This is a genomic window from Rhizobium sp. HT1-10, assembly GCF_049472505.1.
Classification (GTDB): Bacteria; Pseudomonadota; Alphaproteobacteria; order Rhizobiales; family Rhizobiaceae; genus Rhizobium.
Genome location: NZ_JBCEBQ010000003.1, coordinates 335,827 through 353,648 on the forward strand (window position 1 = coordinate 335,827; position 17,822 = coordinate 353,648).

At 61.2% G+C, this 17,822-nt stretch carries 19 protein-coding genes; 7 read left to right on the plus strand and 12 right to left on the minus strand.

Annotated elements, in window-relative coordinates; all coding sequences use genetic code 11:
• Nucleotides 1-126: 126 nt before the first annotated feature.
• Both VH564_RS10220 and VH564_RS10225 read right to left on the minus strand, forming a co-directional pair.
• Nucleotides 127-495, minus strand: coding sequence for a response regulator (locus VH564_RS10220; RefSeq protein ID WP_423339711.1), 369 nt, complete (start codon nucleotides 493-495; stop codon nucleotides 127-129).
• Nucleotides 496-691: 196 nt separating this feature from the next.
• Nucleotides 692-2,230, minus strand: coding sequence for a tlde1 domain-containing protein (locus VH564_RS10225; protein ID WP_423339712.1), 1,539 nt, complete (start codon nucleotides 2,228-2,230; stop codon nucleotides 692-694).
• Between the two features lie 341 nt (nucleotides 2,231-2,571).
• On the opposite strand from VH564_RS10225, the gene VH564_RS10230 reads away from it, so the two are divergent.
• The 5 genes from VH564_RS10230 to VH564_RS10250 all read left to right on the plus strand — a co-directional run bounded on the left by VH564_RS10230 (nucleotide 2,572) and on the right by VH564_RS10250 (nucleotide 4,782).
• The gene (locus VH564_RS10230) at nucleotides 2,572-2,988 is read left to right on the plus strand and encodes a hypothetical protein (RefSeq protein WP_423339713.1); all 417 of its coding nucleotides are present in this window, start codon (nucleotides 2,572-2,574) and stop codon (nucleotides 2,986-2,988) included.
• Nucleotides 2,989-3,083: 95 nt separating this feature from the next.
• Nucleotides 3,084-3,245 carry a hypothetical protein gene (locus VH564_RS10235; protein WP_423339714.1) on the plus strand — a complete coding sequence of 54 codons (162 nt, stop codon included), beginning with the start codon at nucleotides 3,084-3,086 and terminating at the stop codon, nucleotides 3,243-3,245.
• Nucleotides 3,246-3,385: 140 nt separating this feature from the next.
• A complete protein-coding gene (locus tag VH564_RS10240) occupies nucleotides 3,386-3,736 on the plus strand; it encodes a CAP-Gly domain protein (protein WP_423339715.1) in 351 nt (116 codons plus the stop codon).
• A 113-nt stretch (nucleotides 3,737-3,849) separates the two neighbouring features.
• Complete coding sequence (locus VH564_RS10245) at nucleotides 3,850-4,272, plus strand: pyridoxamine 5'-phosphate oxidase family protein (protein WP_423339716.1); 423 nt, start codon at nucleotides 3,850-3,852, stop codon at nucleotides 4,270-4,272.
• A 147-nt stretch (nucleotides 4,273-4,419) separates the two neighbouring features.
• Nucleotides 4,420-4,782: a hypothetical protein gene (locus VH564_RS10250; protein WP_423339717.1), complete on the plus strand. Its 363-nt coding sequence runs from the start codon at nucleotides 4,420-4,422 to the stop codon at nucleotides 4,780-4,782.
• A gap of 90 nt (nucleotides 4,783-4,872) precedes the next feature.
• Here VH564_RS10250 and VH564_RS10255 read toward each other — a convergent pair whose 3' ends face one another.
• From VH564_RS10255 to VH564_RS10270, 4 genes are all read right to left on the minus strand, one after another.
• Nucleotides 4,873-5,079 (minus strand): hypothetical protein, encoded by a 207-nt coding sequence (locus VH564_RS10255; RefSeq protein WP_423339718.1) that lies wholly within the window; start codon nucleotides 5,077-5,079, stop codon nucleotides 4,873-4,875.
• A 146-nt stretch (nucleotides 5,080-5,225) separates the two neighbouring features.
• Nucleotides 5,226-5,369 carry a hypothetical protein gene (locus VH564_RS10260; RefSeq protein WP_423339719.1) on the minus strand — a complete coding sequence of 48 codons (144 nt, stop codon included), beginning with the start codon at nucleotides 5,367-5,369 and terminating at the stop codon, nucleotides 5,226-5,228.
• Nucleotides 5,366-5,584, minus strand: a complete 219-nt coding sequence (locus VH564_RS10265) for a hypothetical protein (RefSeq protein ID WP_423339720.1) — start codon at nucleotides 5,582-5,584, stop codon at nucleotides 5,366-5,368. The genes VH564_RS10260 and VH564_RS10265 overlap by 4 nt, the downstream gene beginning before the upstream one ends.
• A gap of 159 nt (nucleotides 5,585-5,743) precedes the next feature.
• On the minus strand, nucleotides 5,744-6,709 hold the full coding sequence (locus VH564_RS10270; RefSeq protein ID WP_423339721.1) for a polysaccharide lyase: 966 nt from the start codon (nucleotides 6,707-6,709) through the stop codon (nucleotides 5,744-5,746).
• A 180-nt stretch (nucleotides 6,710-6,889) separates the two neighbouring features.
• On the opposite strand from VH564_RS10270, the gene VH564_RS10275 reads away from it, so the two are divergent.
• Nucleotides 6,890-7,384: a heme-degrading domain-containing protein gene (locus VH564_RS10275; protein WP_423339722.1), complete on the plus strand. Its 495-nt coding sequence runs from the start codon at nucleotides 6,890-6,892 to the stop codon at nucleotides 7,382-7,384.
• A 46-nt stretch (nucleotides 7,385-7,430) separates the two neighbouring features.
• On the opposite strand, the gene VH564_RS10280 is transcribed toward VH564_RS10275, so the two are convergent.
• The 3 genes from VH564_RS10280 to VH564_RS10290 form a co-directional block, all read right to left on the minus strand.
• On the minus strand, nucleotides 7,431-8,681 hold the full coding sequence (locus VH564_RS10280) for an AGE family epimerase/isomerase (protein WP_423339723.1): 1,251 nt from the start codon (nucleotides 8,679-8,681) through the stop codon (nucleotides 7,431-7,433).
• Nucleotides 8,682-8,801: 120 nt separating this feature from the next.
• Nucleotides 8,802-9,872, minus strand: coding sequence for a neurotransmitter-gated ion-channel ligand-binding protein (locus tag VH564_RS10285; protein WP_423339724.1), 1,071 nt, complete (start codon nucleotides 9,870-9,872; stop codon nucleotides 8,802-8,804).
• 3 nt (nucleotides 9,873-9,875) lie between these two features.
• Nucleotides 9,876-10,982, minus strand: a complete 1,107-nt coding sequence (locus tag VH564_RS10290) for a cache domain-containing protein (RefSeq protein ID WP_423339725.1) — start codon at nucleotides 10,980-10,982, stop codon at nucleotides 9,876-9,878.
• Between the two features lie 219 nt (nucleotides 10,983-11,201).
• Between VH564_RS10290 and metH the strand changes: the two genes are divergently transcribed.
• A complete protein-coding gene (gene metH, locus VH564_RS10295) occupies nucleotides 11,202-14,978 on the plus strand; it encodes a methionine synthase (protein WP_423339726.1) in 3,777 nt (1,258 codons plus the stop codon).
• Between the two features lie 538 nt (nucleotides 14,979-15,516).
• On the opposite strand, the gene VH564_RS10300 is transcribed toward metH, so the two are convergent.
• The 3 genes from VH564_RS10300 to VH564_RS10310 are packed head-to-tail and all read right to left on the minus strand — an operon-like array spanning nucleotide 15,517 to nucleotide 17,476.
• Nucleotides 15,517-15,771, minus strand: a complete 255-nt coding sequence (locus VH564_RS10300; RefSeq protein WP_423339727.1) for a type II toxin-antitoxin system prevent-host-death family antitoxin — start codon at nucleotides 15,769-15,771, stop codon at nucleotides 15,517-15,519.
• A gap of 59 nt (nucleotides 15,772-15,830) precedes the next feature.
• Nucleotides 15,831-16,595 (minus strand): GntR family transcriptional regulator, encoded by a 765-nt coding sequence (locus tag VH564_RS10305; RefSeq protein WP_423339728.1) that lies wholly within the window; start codon nucleotides 16,593-16,595, stop codon nucleotides 15,831-15,833.
• Entirely contained in the window at nucleotides 16,592-17,476 is an 885-nt protein-coding gene (locus VH564_RS10310) for a BadF/BadG/BcrA/BcrD ATPase family protein (protein WP_423339729.1), read from the minus strand. The genes VH564_RS10305 and VH564_RS10310 overlap by 4 nt, the downstream gene beginning before the upstream one ends.
• Nucleotides 17,477-17,822: the final 346 nt, after the last annotated feature.

Below are 17,822 nucleotides of genomic sequence, written 5' to 3' on the forward strand. Positions count from 1 at the left end.
GCCGGGGCATCGCCTTTTGGCGTTGCTGGCGTTGAGCCAAATTCTCTGGAACAGCGGCTCACTTTTTTGCGACAAGGTGGTCTGCCCGGCAAGCCTCACGGGCTGTCAGGCTGACCCGCCGGAACGTTAGGCCGTGAGCATCTGGCTGAGGTTGCGAACGACAGTGGCCGGATTATACGGCTTGCTGACAAACCGGCTTGCGAAGGGGAGGTCGGCGGGTGTGACATTGGGGCGGCCCGATGTGACGATGATCTTGGTGCGGGGCCAGCGGGCGCAGACGACGGCGGCCAGTCTCAGTCCATCCATCGAGCCCGGCATGTCGATGTCGGTGAAGACCGCCCGAATCTCGGGATGGGCTGCCAGGACGGTCACCGCTTCGTCGACGTTGGCGGCTTCGAGAACGTTAAAACCGGCATCTTCCAGCGCGTCGGCGATATCAAGCCGGATCAGCGCTTCGTCCTCGACTACCAAGACTGTCGTTCTTTCGCCTGCCATGTTGAACTCCTGCCTGACGTTCTGTCGGAGGCTAAACGTCGCTGGACGCAATCCGACGCATCTTCGAATTCACTAAATGGCTTCATGTTTAATAAAATGCGAATTAAGTCGTCTCTAAACAGGCTCCCCGCCGAGGCACACGTCTAGGTGGGGTTGCGGACGCTTCGTTACGCTTCCGCGAACCGGCGCCGTTGGGTCATCGCGAGGCGATGCGACCAGGGGCGACAGACAGGTGCGGCACCACCAGCAGGCGGTTGACTTCACCGCGCTTGAAGGCAGCCAGGAAGCGACGGTAATCCTTGAACGAGACGCAGCCATTCGAATCGCCACGGCGGCCAAGCATGTAGGTGTGCGCCAGCAATCCATCGCGGCCATAGATCGCGGCAGGATTGACCGGGTTGAGGCGGATCGCCTCTACGCCATGGAACAGTGATTCGCGCATTGTCAGGTCATAGGTGTGGGGTGGTGTTGGGCCCCGGTTCTTCTGGTTGACGTAACGCGGGTTGTCGATCATCTGCCCGAGCCCCGAATGGGCCTCAAGCTGCTCGCCGTTGGGCAGATAGACGCGCGCCGCGGAAATGTCGTAGATGGCGACACGGGTGCGGGCGTTGGGCAGCGAGGCGGGAGCCCTGAAGACCGGCTCGTTGTCCATGCCGGCGTCGTCCGGGCGCGCATAGGCGAGAAGAGCTTTCGATGGGCGGGTGAGCTTGGCCGCTGGCGTTGTTGCGGCGTCCGGAGAGGGTGCCGGGCGCATGGTCGGCAGGGGAATGCTAGACATCAGCATGTCGTCCGCCGAGGCATTGCCTGCAGCGTCGCCCGAGGCCGTCGGCATGACGAGGCCGAAGGTCTGTTCGACGGCGACGTTGGCGCGCCGGTCTTCAGGCTCGACCATCGCTGCGGCGCTTGAGGGGAGACTGTTGCCGGTATCGTCGGGGCGAGGCCGCGGAACTGTGTCGCGGTTTGCCTGGGTGGAGACGCGGACGGGCTTTGCCGGCTGCGTGGCGAGGGCACTGGCATTGCGCGTCGACGCCGTGGTCGTCTCGATCATCGCCATCTGGACTGGACGATCGGCAGAGGAGGTGGTGGCGGCGACAGCCGGATTTGACATCGGCACTGGAGCAGCGGAGTTGCCATTGCCCAAGCCGACGGAGGCAACGACTGGTGATGTGGTGTTGCGATTGAGGTCGATGCTGGCGGTTTCGGTCGCGGCGGCATCGCTGATCTTGCTTGGCGTCGCGGCCAGCGCAAGCCGCAAGGCCGACAGGACGTCGGCAGGCAGCGGTCGCGAGGATTTGCCGAGGGCAGGGAGCGATTTCCCGGCGTCTGCGACTTCGGTGGCGACAGGCATGGTGCGATCGCTCTTGGCGATAACGGAGTAGCTCGTGGCGAGGGCCGCCATTTCAGCGGCCACAGTCGAGCGCTGCGCCTTGGCAAGAGCGAGAGCCCTGTTGCCGGCTAGATCGACGGCGCCAAGCCTCAGACTGGAGTGGCCTGTGGACGAGGAAGCTGCCAGCTTAGCGAGGAGTGGAGAGGGTGTTTGCGCCGTTGAGCTTCCGGGGGCATAGAGCCCGACGACGCTTTGCAGCGTGAAGGCCGTGGCAACCACCCAGGCGAAGGCAACGACGCTGGTGCCGATCAGTATGGTCCCGACCGTGAGGACGCGAGACGAGCTTTTTTGGCCGACCTGTCTTGCTTTGGGGCTGACGTCCCTAATCGTCTCGATCGCAAACGCCATGATACTCGTTCCACACTGATACACACGCAGACGGCCGGGCAGCCTGGAAATCCGGTTCCCGCACAGTTGCAGTGGGGATGGGTGACCGTCCCGGCTGCTTCCTGCCGCTTGCGTGAAAGCATGAAGAATCTTGGTAACTAAACCCTTTACGTCACGCATATTCGCGTCGCGCGTGGTCGAATGTTGATGCATATGCCCCTGTAACCACGCCTCCCTGTGTCCATTTTTGGAACAGTTCGGCTGAGTTGTCCGTTGCGCCCTGGTGACTCGGGTGGTTAATATGACGATGCGATGACATGGGACCTAGTCATTCCATGCGGCCGAATTATGAGGGACAGAGAATGGGAAGAGCGCTTTTGTGGGCGGTTTCGGTGCTTTTCGCTTTGCCTATGGAAGCTTCGGCGCAGCCCCACAGCATTGGCAAGGCTCTTACCGCCTGTATCGTCCAGGCGGCTGAGGAAAACCGACCGGTGGTGCTCGGCAAGGATCGACCGGTGGCGCAGATTGCCTGCGACGACGACGGGGCCAAGTATTTCTACGACGCTCTCGAAACACTGGGCGCGGAAACCAGCGACAGCGCTGCCAACGGTGCAATGCTGATCACCCGTCGCTTCGGCAGTCAGAGCGGAACGGGTGCGTCGGAGTGCCAGCGCAAGATCAATGCCGCCGGCACCTCCAGGGATGAGGACTACCATTGCTGGATCGATCTGGATGTGAACGACACCGTGCTGTCGGGTTGGACAGGCGGCAGACACTGATCAAAGGCAGCGCAACCTCTACAAGCTTTGCGCAAGGCCTATCGCCTACCTTTATCACACGCCGGAATGTCTCACGGCATGAAGAGGACAATGAAATGTCGAACGAAACAGATACCTATCGCGATCCTCAGGATTCCACCGTCGCTCTTTTCCTGATGGAAAATGACGCCGACAAGCTCACCGATATCCTGGTCGCAGCGCTGAGCGAAGCCTTTCGCATTCTCGGTGACGACATCCAGCCTGAGCGGCTTCACTGAGCCTAGCCGCTGTTTTCTTCATCCACGTTTGCGCCAGTCGGCAAAATGCCATAAAATACAGTTTGAAGCTGTCGAGTTTCCCGTCGATCTGGCAAAGTTACCACGACAGCGGGACGAAGTTTTTCCTGCGTGAGGATGAGATGAACGATTTTTACGTCGGCCAGAAGGTTGTCTGCATCGACGACAAGTTCAAAAACGTGTCGATCGATCAGCTGATCCGCAAGGACGAGATCTACACCATTCGCTGGGTGGGGATGTATTCCCACTATATCGACGGCGAGTTCCTCGGCATCAAGGTCGCGGAAATCCATCGCGGCGACGATGACGGCCCGGAAGGGTATGGCGCTGCGGACATGCCCTATCGCGCATCGCGCTTCCGCCCCCTTGTCGAGGACAAGCTGAGTTCGTTGCGCAAGCTGCTCGCCCCTACGCCGGATGCTCCGGTCGAGCCGGAAAAGAAGGCGCCCGTCAAGAAGACCGAGAAGGTCTGACATCTGCGTTTCGCCGCCGCCCCTTAGCGTCGGCACGCTATCTGATTTGATCTCTGGTTGAACCTTCAGGGATCGGGCACGTTGAAACTGCTCGATCCATCCGGAGAACTTCCATGAGCAACAAATCGCTGAAAGACCTTGCTGAAAAGATGCGCGATATCGATATCGCCATGCTGCTTACCCATGCCGAAGGCGGAACGATCGCCGGTCGGCCGATGAGCAACAATGGCGAGGTCGACTATGATGGCGACAGCTATTACTTCACCTGGGAGCAAGCGAAAATGGTCTCCGATATCGAGGCCGATCCGAAGGTCTCCTTGGCTTTTCAAGGTGAGAAGACCTTTGCCGTTGCCGTCGAGGGCGTTGCCAAGCTGGTCCGCGACAAGGCGCAGTTCGCCGAGCACTGGACACCGGACCTCGACAAGTGGTTCGACGATGGCATCGACACCGAAGGTGTGGTGATGATCCACGTCCATGCCAGCCGCGTTCATTATTGGGATGGCGAAGACCAGGGCGAAGTCAGCATGACCGCCTAACGACTGACAGAGGCGTGGATACTCTCCTTGGAACACGTTTTGGCTTTAGCGGACGGCTTCCGCCTTCCTCTAATGAGTTTCCGCCCTATCTCCGTTTGTACTGACCGTTCGGTTCAATTTCCGGGCGGCAGTCCAATGGGAGTTTCAATGAAGAAGTTTTTCACGGGTTTCGCTGCCGCCGCCTTGGCCGCCATCGTCGGCTTCTCGGGAATGGCCCCGGCCTCTGCGGCGCCGCTGTCGACAAGCCCGATCGTTGCCAGCTCCAGCGTTGTGCCGGTGCAGTACAATCCAGACGCACCGCCACCGCGCCGCATGGATCGCCGCGGCCGAGACAATGTTCGTCCCGGCTACCGCAATGACGACCGTCCCGGCTTTCGCCGTGGCCCGCCACGCGACCGTCGTGGGAACTGGCATGGGTTTCGTGGTTACGAGCAGCGCCGCCCAGGTTACCGCCGCCATAGTGACGGCTTCTGGTATCCGTCGGGCGCCTTCCGGATCCAGATCCGCTAAGGTTGCTTACGACGAGATGAGAGGGAAGGCGGCCATAGGGTCGCCTTTTTTCGTCACGCGTTTTTCTGGAGCTTCCGGTGCCTATGGCGCTCAGTGCGCGTGCATTTCGTGCAGCGCACTCAGCAGGCGATCCTGCGACCGGTAGCCTGCATTGTAGAGATCGATGGCTTTACTGGCAGCGGCAAGGCCGGCCTGGCTTTTCAGTTTGGTGCTGCGCTCGGCGCACCAGGCATAAAGCGCGCCTGCGAGGACATCGACTTCATCGGTGTCGAGAACTGGCTGTACAAATATCGACATGTTCACACCTCGATCGCAAAGACTGCCGGGATGGGCTGGCTCCGAAGAGTGATGGAAATCCCTAGATATTCAAGGGTCATTTCAGCCTGCTGTTAATGCCCGCCGAAGATGCGCTGCGGTGCCCGTCCAAAATGGCACAGAATCCCTTATCGGGACAAAGTCGTGCCAGTCTGGGGCGTATTCGTGCCCGGAACTTCCGGAACGGACGGCACCAGAAAGAGCAGCAGGGCGAGAACGACAACCAAGGCCACCATAGCGGCTAGGATGATCTTGGCACGCTTGGCGATCATTGGCGATTTTGCCGCGAAGCGTCCAGTGCAGCCTCGATGAGTTCCTCTGCGAAACCGTAGGCGAGTTCGGCTTCGTCGGAGTCCAGCTTCAGTTCTGTGCATTTCGCGTGCATCGTGCGCCGGATATCGGCCAGCAAAGCGCGATCGACATTATCGTCGCCCTCTGTCAGGGCATGGGTCAGCGCGCATTGCGCTAGGACTTCAAGCACCGCCATGCGACCTTCTATTTCGCCGAGGGACGGGATCGCATTTCTTGCGCTGTCTCGCGCGCATTCACGGTTTGTGGTGAGCATGTCGATCGCCTCCTGATGACAACCCCCGTTAACGACGGCCCATGATGAAAGTTCCGTCCGTGGAGCGCAATAATAATATCGCTATTCCTTGGGGCACAGCGCCGCAGCGCCCAGAACGTCCTTGCAATGGGGCGAGCGACGGAAATCGTCATAGTAGAGGGTCCACTCGGTGCTGTCGGCGTCGCGGTAAGGGCCGAACTTGAAGTACTGGTTCTTGCCCAGGCCCTTGTCGGCATGGCCTATGTGGCCTTTTACCGTGACGATCCACTTGTCGTTCGCAAAGATCTCGATGCGGCCAGTGCCGTCGGGACCGGGCTTGGTGTAGATCGCGAAGTCGATCCAGCCGGAATTGGGCGTCGGCAGTTTGTTGCCGCGATCGGTGACCGTCATGGCGTCGGTACAGCTTGTGAACTCACCGCCGTCATCCTTGCCCCATGTCGAATCGGTGGCAACAAGGGCGCGCATCTGGTTCGTGTCAGGGCGATACCAGACCGGGGTTTCACCAGCCCCGCAGGATCGTGCTGTGCCGTCGGTGGCGCCCTTCGGCGGCGCAACATAGTTGGTCTCGACGGTCGCAAAGAGTTTGCCGTTGTTTAGTCGCAGTGCCAGGAAGGGGCTGAAATCACCCTTGGCGGTCGGTCCGATTTCTCGCTTCCACTGGGCGATCAGATAGCGGTGATCGCCCGTAGGAATGGGATCGGCAAACTTGACGGCGAAACCGTACCAGACGCCCTGATTGTAGGGGACGCGGTATTTAGTTTTTTCCCAGATCTCGGCCCGCTCGCTGCAGTCTTCCTTGCCGGGCGCGCAGTTCGGCTTGATGCTCAGCTTCAATGCGCCGCCGCCATTGCGGGTGACCGCTGACTGGAACTCGTAGGTGCCCGCCTTCTGCTCGGCGTTTTCTCGGTAATAGAGATGTCCGCTCGGTGAGAAATCCTTGCCATCGAAGCCATCGCGCAGGATTTGCTGCCCGGCATCGTCAGCCCGGGCAGTCGCGATGCGTGAGATGGCGGTCAGGATGGCCAGAAGGATGATCTTAGCTCTCATGCAGTGCGGGCTCCGATGGCTAGCGAGGTGTCATAAATGGACCGAACGGCGATTTGCGGCAAGGGGTGCCGGCTCACGAAGTCGCCGGCCGCGTCGAGGTTGATGGGCATCCACAAGGCGGTGGACAAATGCGACGCTTGAGGCTTTTGTATCCGTCGGAAACGAGGAGCGTTTTACCCGATGACCATAGACCACGATCTCAGCCGCATCGCCCTGCAGGAAGAAATGCTGCGTTTCGATTCCTTCGATCTGTCGACCGCCTGGGTGCTCGGCAATCTGCTGCACGACCTGGCGACCGAGCGCGATCTTGCCGTTGCTATCGACATCACCCTGCATGCCATGCCTGTGTTCTACGTCGCGCTGCCCGGCTCGACGCCTGACAATGCAAACTGGATCCGGCGCAAGCGCGCCATGGTGCTGCGCTATTTCCGCAGCAGCTATGCGAGCGGGCTGGAGTTGAAGAAGGCCGGCAAGACGGTCGAGAATAACGGACTGTCTTCCGCCGATTATGCGCCGCACGGGGGCAGCTTCCCGATCCACGTCCATGGCACCGGATGCATCGGGGCCGTGACCGTGTCTGGTCTGCCGCAGCGAGAAGACCACAATCTGGTGGTCGAGGCGCTGGCGTTGACGCTTGGGCATGAAATGCACAACCTCGCCCTGTCTGCCGAATAGCGACCGGCAAACGCTGGCAGCAATGCTGCCAGCGTTGTTCAACGGATCAAAGTCTGCTGCCGCTTTCAGCGATCACCTTCGTGAGGCTGCCGGTCGCCGGAAACAGCGGGATCAGGCAGGCCTGCAGGGCGTGGTAGATGTCGCCCTTGCCGGGAAACAGCGTGTGGGCGGGGATGAGGTTTTCGGTCAGTTCCTCATGCCAGCCGCCGTTTTTCCGGTCGATAAAGGCCTGGCCGATGATGCCCCAGATCTTGCGGTAGCTTTCCTCATGGAAATCGCTCGGCAGGTGCTGGTTGAGATAGTGGGCGGCACCAGCGCCCTCGCAGGCCGGCCACCAGAGCTTGTTGCGCTTGGCCGGAACATCGTCCCAGTCGAGCGTATAGAAGAAGCCGCCCTTGTCGTTGTCCCAACCCAGTGACATCGACTGCGAGAACAGGCTCCGGGCCGCTTCCGGCATCCAGGCGTGGCGCTTGCCGCCGAGGGCCCAGAGCTGCAGCAGCAGCCTTGCCCATTCCAGCCAGTGGCCGGGCGTCGTGCCGGACGGTCGGAACATCTCGTTGCCGCGATAGGTCTTGTCGAGCTGCCAGTTCTCATTGAAGTGCTCGGGAACCCGATAGCCGACAGCGCCCGCCTGGCGGCGGATGAGGAGGTCCGCGATACGCTCGGCCTTGTCGAGATAGGCCCTGTCGCCCGTTGCCTCGAATGCCGCCATCAGCGCCTCGGTCAGGTGCATGTTGGAGTTCTGGCCCCTGTAGTCACCGATCGGTGACCAGTCGCGGTTGAACTCCTCGGCGATGGCACCGTGGCCGTCTTCCCAGAACTTGTCGTTGATGATCCCGGTGATATCGGAAAGCATCGCGTCGGCCAGCGGATGGCCGATGGTCTTGGCGGAAGAGGCGGCGAGCAGCACGAAGGCGTGGCCGTAGCCCTGCTTGCTGGCGTCGACTGGGCCGTCATCGTCGACCGTCCAGAAATAGCCGCCATGGGTCTGGTCGCGATGATGGTTCCAGAGATAGGTCATGCCGTGGTCGACGATCTCCTCGGCGCCGGGGCGGCCGAGCAGCGTGGCGATGGAAAAGCAGTGGACCATGCGGGCGGCGGAATGGATGCCGCGGACAGCATTTTTCTCGGCAAGCGGCTGTCCGGCGTCGTCCATGTCGTAGAAGCCGCCCTGCGGATTGACGGCATGATACTGGAAGAAATCGAACAGCCCATCGGCTTGATCGAGCAGCCAGCGGCGATGATAGGCGCGGCTGCTCCAGGGGCCCAGCGTGGCGTGTTCGGTGTTGTCTGTCATCTGCTATCCTCCGGGTTTCGAGGGGTACTCATATAGAGCCGCCTTATGTCCCTGTCACGGCGACGGCGCCGTCAATCGAGTGGTTGGAAGGGCTGCCTGCGCCAGGGCGCCTGCTCAAAGTTACACCAGCGATCGCAACGTGATGCAGATGCAGATGATGCAGAACAGCGCAGGCAGGGTCGTCCGCACGGATTTGCGAATCTCGGCGGAAAGATAGGGATAGTGCTGCCGTCCCGGCAAGCCGCGACTTTCAATGAAGAGATCGATCAGCAGCGCCAGTATCAGGTAGAAATAGCCGATCGAGATCATGAAGGCGATGGGAGAGGTCACCGACATGCTGCCGGGAAAGCTGGCTTCAAAGGTGAAGCTGAGGGCGGCAAGCGCGAGCAGTGCCGAATAGGTCGTTCCGGCCTTGTCGCCGATCAGGCCCGTCGGTGCCCAGAGAATGAAGAGCGACACGGACAGCACGGCGATGAAGGGGACGAATATCCGCAGGAAATAACGGGGCCATTTGCGGGCCACATCCAGTTCCACCGTCAGTCGAGCGAAAGGCTTGGCGCTCCAGCCATAGAACTGCTGGGTCTTGAAATTGAGGCCCGATGCAGTCCAGTCCGACGCGCTGAGGGCACCCGGCATCGGCGACAGCTGGCGATCCCGGTCATCGTTGATGAAAACCAGATCATCGGCTGAAAAATATTGCGAGACGAAAGACAGCGGCAGGCGCTGGCGGTCGAAGGGAAATGCCGACAGATCCTTGGAGAACCGATAGCTGCCTTCCAGCCTCCGCGTCAGGACGACGCCGCCATCGGCGTGGATGGCAACGGCCTCGAGTTGCAGGCGGGGATCGTTGACCTGGTTCTCGATGACGAGCGCGGGAGTCCAGATCGATGCCAGTTTGGTGGCGGCGTCGCTGCCGGCAAAGTCCTGCCGCTCTCCGCCGGCCTTAATGGCGTCGAAGACGAGCGACGGGTCACGCCACCGTTGCTCAACCTCGATGACGAGGGCGGCCTCGCCGGCGGTTTCGTCTATCTTCAGGACATTGAGAATCCGGACAGCCAGATGAATGTCGAGCGGACGCTGGACGCCCTGCGGCACGCTGTGGTTTTCATTGGCCGCGAGCGCTGTTGAAACGAGGCCGATCAGCAGGAGAAGGACAACTGTGCGCAAGGATGACATCGCGAAAGGGCGCATCGTTCACGCCTCGCTTTGATCGTGTTTCTGGGCGCCACGGGTTCCGGCAGCGTTGTGGACGGCCGCAAAGAGCCGGCGGAAGTCTGAGAGTGCCGTCGCGGCCGAGGCCGGCAAGGGCTGCCCCGCCTCGAGGCTTTCGCTCGACGCTCGCAGCGGTCTGATCACCGCCACCCGGATCGTGACCATGATGACGGCGAACATCAGCATCAGGCCAGCGAGCGAAACGCCGATGATCGTCACCAGGCTTCTGTTGGCATAGGTGCGCAGCGCGGTGAAGTCGCAGGTCGTCAGGATCGTTCCGATGACATTGCCGCTGTAGTCGATCAGCGGTTTGCCCTGGACCCCGAGCGTGCGATTACCGTCGTCGAAGGCAATCTGGTAGCTGTCATGGGACAGGTGGACGACGCCGCTGCCGAGAATTCTTTCAAACAGCTGCCTGTCGGTGGCGGCATCCAGAACCAGGCCGTTTGAAGGGCCGGTCGCAGATGGCTGCGCCCCCTTCAGCAATTGGGGGTCGAGCACCAGCGCATAGTCGCCACCGGTCGCTGCCTTTGCGAGATCCGCGAGCGACTGCAGGCGGACGCCGGTTTCCACCGTGCCGACCAGCCGGGGACCGTCCATGATTGCCGAGACCGCCCGCAGGCTGAGGCCCTTGATGCCGACTTCGAGCCCTTTCTGCGTCTGGTGACTATGGTTGGTGGCCACGACCATGGGGCGGAACGAGGAGAGGTCCTGCCCGAAATTGGCGGGCTCCCAGACGCGCAAGAAGGACTTCATCGTCGCGTCGTGAAAATGCATGACGTCGATGCCCGCCAAGCCCCTGAGGCGGTCGAAGATCGGCTGGCTGTAGACCTGAAGCTCGTCGCGCGCGCCCGCCGTCATCATTCGGATGACGTTCGGGTCCACCGAAAGGAGTTCGCTATGGATCGCCGACAGCGTTGCTGCCTGATTCATGGCTGTTGTCAAAACAACCGCAGTCTTTTCGATTTCCCGTTTTTCCGCGTCGTATAACAGCGAGCGCTCATCTGTAATAACCAGTGAGCCGCCGATCAATAACACCAGGGCGATAGAGAGGGCTGTTGCTGTTGCAAGCGCACGGTCTATCGTCATGTTATCTCTCAGCTCTAAAGATCTTCATTATACGCTAGAGCTATAGTCTGACGATTGTTCCCACAACTGCCAAAACGCCTCATTCGCAATATCTTTTTGGTGTTAGGCGGAAAGGATAGCTATATTGCAAATCACTGAGTTAGCATGCATATATTGACATAAAGATATCTTTATGTGATTTAGGTGCAGAGTCGCGGTCGGGACCAAAGGAGTAGGCTGGTGTTTGATGATCTTTTCGGTCCGGAAGCGGCAAAGCGGGATGGCAGCGATGTGTTCGCAGCCCTGAAGCAGGCAGCCAGCGAGCGCATCCTCGTGCTCGACGGTGCCATGGGCACACAGATCCAGGGTCTCGGCTTCAACGAGGACCAGTTTCGCGGCGACCGGTTCATCGGCTGCGCCTGCCACCAGCAGGGCAACAACGATCTTCTGATTCTGAGCCAGCCCGACGCGATCGAGGAAATTCACTATCGCTACGCCATGGCCGGCGCCGACATCCTGGAGACCAATACCTTCTCCTCGACGCGCATTGCCCAGGCCGATTACGAGATGGAAGGCGCCGTCTACGACCTCAACAAGGAAGGGGCCGCAGTCGTTCGTCGCGCTGCCATCCGCGCCGAGCGGGAAGACGGCCGTCGCCGCTTCGTCGCCGGCGCCATCGGCCCGACCAACCGCACCGCCTCGATTTCTCCTGATGTCAACAACCCCGGTTTCCGTGCCGTGTCCTTCGACGAGCTGCGCATCGCCTATGGCGAGCAGATCGACGGGCTGATCGACGGCGGTGCCGACATCATCCTGATCGAGACCATCTTCGACACGCTGAACGCCAAGGCGGCGATCTTTGCCTGCGAGGAGCGGTTCGAAGCCAAGGGCGTGCGGTTGCCCGTGATGATTTCAGGGACGATCACTGACCTGTCCGGCCGTACGCTGTCCGGCCAGACGCCGACGGCATTCTGGAATGCCGTGCGCCACTCCAACCCCTTCACCATCGGTCTCAACTGCGCGCTCGGTGCCAACGCCATGCGCCCGCACCTGCAGGAACTGTCGAGCGCCGCCGATACCTTCGTCTGCGCCTATCCGAATGCCGGTCTTCCCAACGAATTCGGCCAGTACGATGAAACGCCCGAGATGATGGCGGCGCAGATCGAGGGCTTTGCGTCCGAAGGTCTGGTCAACATCGTCGGCGGCTGCTGCGGCTCGACGCCGGAGCACATCGCGGCGATCGCCAAGGCGGTGTCGAAGTACAAGCCGCGCGCCATCCCCGAACATCGCCCCTTCATGTCGCTGTCGGGCCTCGAGCCCTTCGCGCTCACCAAGGACATTCCCTTCGTCAACGTCGGCGAGCGCACCAACGTCACCGGCTCCGCGAAATTCCGCAAGCTCATCACCAATGCCGACTACAACGCAGCCCTGGTCGTCGCCCGCGACCAGGTGGAGGCCGGCGCACAGGTCATCGACATCAACATGGACGAGGGCCTAATCGATTCCGAGAAGGCGATGGTCGAGTTCCTGAACCTGATCGCCGCCGAGCCGGATATCGCCCGCGTGCCCGTCATGATCGATAGTTCGAAATGGTCGATCATCGAGGCCGGGCTGAAATGCGTGCAGGGCAAGTCGATCGTCAACTCGATCTCGCTGAAGGAAGGCGAGGAGAAGTTTCTGGAGCAGGCGCGGCTGGTGCAGCATTATGGCGCCGCCGTCGTCGTCATGGCCTTCGACGAGACCGGTCAGGCCGACACCTACCAGCGCAAGGTCGACATCTGCACCCGCGCCTACAAGCTGCTGACCGAAAAGGCCGGCATCTTGCCGGAAGACATCATCTTCGATCCGAACGTCTTTGCCGTCGCCACCGGCATCGAGGAGCACAACAATTACGGCGTCGACTTCATCGAGGCGACCCGCACCATCCGCCAGACCATGCCGCTCGTCCACATCTCCGGCGGCGTGTCGAACCTTTCCTTCTCGTTCCGCGGCAACGAGACGGTGCGCGAAGCCATGCACTCGGTCTTCCTCTATCACGCCATCCAGGCGGGCATGGACATGGGCATCGTCAATGCCGGCCAGCTGGTCGTCTACGACACCATTGACCCCATCCTGCGCGAGGCCTGCGAGGACGTGGTCCTCAACCGCCGCCCTGATGGCACCGAGCGCCTGCTCGAGGTGGCCGAACGCTATCTCGGCACCGGCGTGCGCGAAGCCCGCGTGCAGGATATGTCGTGGCGCGAGCTGTCGGTCGAAAAGCGCATCGAGCATGCGCTGGTCAACGGCGTCACGGAATTCATCGAGGCCGACACGGAGGAGGCGCGCCAAGGCGTCGCCCGTCCGCTGCACGTCATCGAAGGACCGCTGATGTCCGGCATGAACGTCGTCGGTGACCTCTTTGGATCGGGCAAGATGTTCCTGCCGCAGGTGGTGAAGTCCGCGCGCGTCATGAAGCAGGCGGTCGCCGTCCTGCTGCCCTACATGGAGGCCGAGAAGCTCGCCAATGGCGGCAACGGCGAACGGGAAGCGGCCGGCAAGGTGCTGATGGCGACCGTCAAGGGCGACGTCCACGACATCGGCAAGAACATCGTCGGCGTCGTGCTCGCCTGCAACAACTACGATATCATCGACCTCGGCGTCATGGTGCCGGCGGCGAAGATTCTCGAAACCGCGATCCGCGAGAAGGTCGATATCATCGGCCTGTCCGGGCTGATCACGCCGTCGCTCGACGAGATGGTGCATGTCGCCGCCGAAATGGAGCGTCAGGGGTTCAACATCCCCTTGCTGATCGGCGGGGCAACGACGAGCCGCGTGCACACGGCTGTCAAGATCCATCCCGGCTATTCCGCCGGCCAGGCCGTCTATGTCACCGATGCGTCGCGCGCGGTCGGCGTGGTGTCCGCGCTGCTGTCGCCCGAGGGCAAAGAAGGCTATCTCAACACGATCCGTGAGGAATATGCCAAGGTCGCCGCCGCGCATGCGCGTAATGAGCTTGAGAAGGTTCGCCTGCCGTTGTCGCGGGCCCGCGAAAATCCGGAAAAGCTCGACTGGTCGGCCTATACGCCGACCACGCCGTCCTTCTTCGGCACCAAGATCTTCGAGGATTACGATCTTGCCGAACTGGCTGAATACATCGACTGGACGCCGTTCTTCCAGACCTGGGAGTTGAAGGGCCGCTATCCCGCCATCCTCGAAGACGAGAAGCAGGGCGAGGCGGCAAGGCAGCTGTTTGCCGATGCGCAGGCGATGCTGAAGACGATCATCGACGAGAAGTGGTTTCATCCACGCGCCGTCATCGGCTTCTGGCCGGCCGGCGCTGTCGGCGACGACATCAAGCTGTTCGCCGACGAGACGCGGACGGCCGAGCTCGAGACCTTCTACACCCTCCGCCAGCAGCTCTCGAAGCGCGACGGCCGGCCGAACGTCGCGCTGTCGGACTTTGTCGCCCCTGTCGACAGCGGTGCGCGGGATTACGTTGGCGGCTTCGTGGTGACGGCGGGTGTCGAGGAAGTGGCGATCTCCGAGCGCTTTGCTGCGGCCAACGACGATTACTCCTCGATCCTCGTCAAGGCGCTGGCCGACCGCTTCGCCGAGGCTTTCGCCGAGCGCATGCACGAGCGCGTGCGCCGGGAGTTCTGGGGCTATGCGACCGACGAGGCGCTGGTGCCGGAAGACATGATCGGCGAAAGCTACGCCGGTATCCGTCCGGCACCGGGCTATCCGGCCCAGCCGGACCATACCGAAAAGGAAACGCTGTTCCGGTTGCTCGACGCGGAAGCGGCAACGGGCGTGAAGCTGACCGAGAGCTACGCCATGTGGCCGGGCTCCTCCGTCTCAGGCGTCTACATCGGCCACCCCGGCTCCTACTATTTCGGCGTCGCCAAGGTGGAGCGGGACCAGGTGCAGGACTATGCGGCGCGCAAGGGCATGCCGATCGAGGAAGTCGAACGCTGGCTTGGCCCTGTCCTCAACTATGTGCCGAACAAGCGCGAGGAAAAGATCGACGCTGCGGCTTGATCGGTTAGTCGATCCCGAAGGGGTGGTGTGAACGCGAGTTCAGGTGATGATTCAAGACGGTCGGAAGGTGATTCACCTTTCGGCCGTAAGTGTTTGTAAATCCATCATCTGCGAGTGATCGCGGCCTTGTTCTTTCGTGCGATCTCAAGGAACTTCGCCTTGACAATCTTGAACAGGCCGGGCGGCAGGAAGCCGTAGCAAAACGCATCGTCTCGGCCGGGGATGGTAGAGATCCCAGCGTTGGGCCAGATGTCGACATTGCTTTCGGACACAACGATCCAGCTTGGCTCGTCATCTAGCCGATCGATCGTTTCACTTTCAGGGGAATTTCAACGCCAACCGTGCCGTCCGTTGGTGCTGTATGCGTGATTGGAAGCAAAACGACGAACCTGGGTTTCGCTGACGCCGGGCTCGCAACAACGATGCAAGCCGGGCGGTCCTTTCCCTGATCTCGCCCGGCATGAGCATCGCCCGACCACGGGAAGTCGTAACGGATGACAAGGCCTGGTCTTGGGTCGGGCAGCGTCATTGGACACCGCTATTTCAGTAGCCGATCCAAATCAGAATGAACGAGATCCATTTCTGCCATTTCGACGGCCTTGACGATGACATCGGATAGATCTTCAGTTCGATGGGTCCGTTTGGCAGCGGCGGTCATCCAATCATAGTGTTCGGCGGACATCAGAACGAGATTTCGCTGACCATCGCTCATGATCTCGACGGGTTCGCGCCGCGCCTCGTTCTGGAAATCTTCGAATCTGCGCTTGAATTCAACGGAAGTTGTCATCGACATTGGAATTCTCCACCTGTCCATTTTTCTGTCGTGGACCGTAGTAGTATTGTCGAAATCTTTCAACTCGGTCCGATCGTCAGCTCCGCCACGAAATCATAGGCGTCGCCACGGTAGAGCGAGCGGGTGAATTCCACGGCGCGGCCGGAGGCGAGGTAGGAGATGCGCTCGATCGACAGGCCGGCGGCGCCGGCCGAGACGCCGAGCAGTTCCGCGTCGGCCTCCTTCATGTTGGTGGCGGAGATCCGTTGCACGGCGCGCACCGGTCGCACATGGCGCTTCTCCAGTTCGGCATAGAGCGAGGCGGCGACGACGGAGGGGTCCGGCAGGAATTCGCCTGACACGCTGGCATGCTCGATCGCCAGCGGCTGGTCGTCGGCGATGCGCAGGCGACTGAGCCGCGAGACCTTGGTGTCGGCTGCGAGGCCGAGGATCATCATTTCGTCGGGCGAGGGCGTGTGGATGCCCTTGTGCAACCATTGCGACCGCGCCTTCATGCCGCGCCGGGCCATGTCCTCGGTAAACGAGGTCAGCTGCGACAGCTTCTGCTCGACCTTGGAGACCGGCTTGCTGACGAAGGTGCCGGAGCCGTGGCGGCGCACCAGCAGGCCGTCGGTCACCAGGTTGTCGATCGCTTTGCGCACTGTCACGCGGCTGACGGCGGCATATTCCGCAATGTCGCGTTCAGGGGGCAGGGCGTCGCCCTGTTTCAGGGTGCCGGCCCTGACGGCCTCCTCCAGCGTCCGGCGCAGCTTGACGTAGAGCGGGCCGGTGCCGGCGGACTGCATGCGGGCCGGTGAAAAGATCAGGCTGAGGTCGCCGGTCATGCACAGCACCTTTCGTCCTCTGCGGCGAGGGCTATCGCAAAGGACACGGCGCCCTGCAGCGCATCGCCTTTCGGTTCGGCCAGCAAGGCTCGGTGCGCCGGGCTCAGCCAAGAGCGATAGGCGCCGGACAGGCCGCCCAGCAGGCAGACGGTGTCGCACTCCGGCCAGAGCAGCGCGTCCAGGCTGCGGTCGATGTCGGACGCGGCCTTGGCGACGATCCTTGTTGCAACCGCATCGCCTGCGGTGGCGTGCTCGAAGACAACAGGGGCGTAGCGGGCGAATTCCCGAGGCTTGGCGGCGTGGGCGAATTCGACGACATCTTGCGGGTTGTTGGCGAACTCGGCCATGACGATGCGGGTCAACGGGGTGTCTGTCTCGACGCCGTCATGGGCAAGCAGCGCGATCTCGAGAAGGTCGCGGCCGAGGCGTGCGCCGCTCGACTGGTCGCCGATGACGAAGCCCCAGCCGCCGATCTCGGTGACCTTGCCGTTGCGCCGCGCGCCATAGACGGAACCGGTGCCGAAGGCGCCGACGACGCCGTCCGAATGTCCGAGCGCCCCTTGCAGGGCGATCAGCGAGTCCGTGACGACGTCGGCTCTCGCAAAGGGCAGGGCCGTCCGGATCTTTTCGCCGTGCAGGCCGACATTGGCACCGGCAACGCCGAGGACGGCGGCGCTGTGCTCGGCCAGCGAGGGATCGAGCCCGGCATCCTCGAAAGCGGCGCGGCTGGAACGGACGATGTTTTCAAGTGCGCCGTCGGGATCGCTCATGATGTTGGCAGCTCCGGCAACGCCGCGTCCCACGATGGTCCCTGTCGCATCCGCCACGGCGGCGCGGCAGCTTGTCCCGCCGCCGTCTATGCCGATTGCATACTTGGTCATGTACCCCTCCGGACGCCATCTGGTTTCCGTCTTTTTGAGTACCATACCAAAAAAATACCATTTACCAAGTCCCAAGAGTTCTGGTGATAATTGTTTTTATTTCGTTGTTTTGTTTGATGATTTTCTGTTTCAGGGAAATATCGGGTCACAAAAGTTAAATTCGACTGGACAATTGGTATTTTTTTGGACTTAATTCCGAACAAGGGAACAGCGTTGAAGACATCGGCGGAACCGGCAAAAAAACAGCCGGCGCCATATGGATGGCAACGATCGTCGGTAATGCCAGAACGAGGAGCGGGTCGAATTTCGAGACCCGCAGCTGGGCATTGCAGCGTTTCCTGATTGA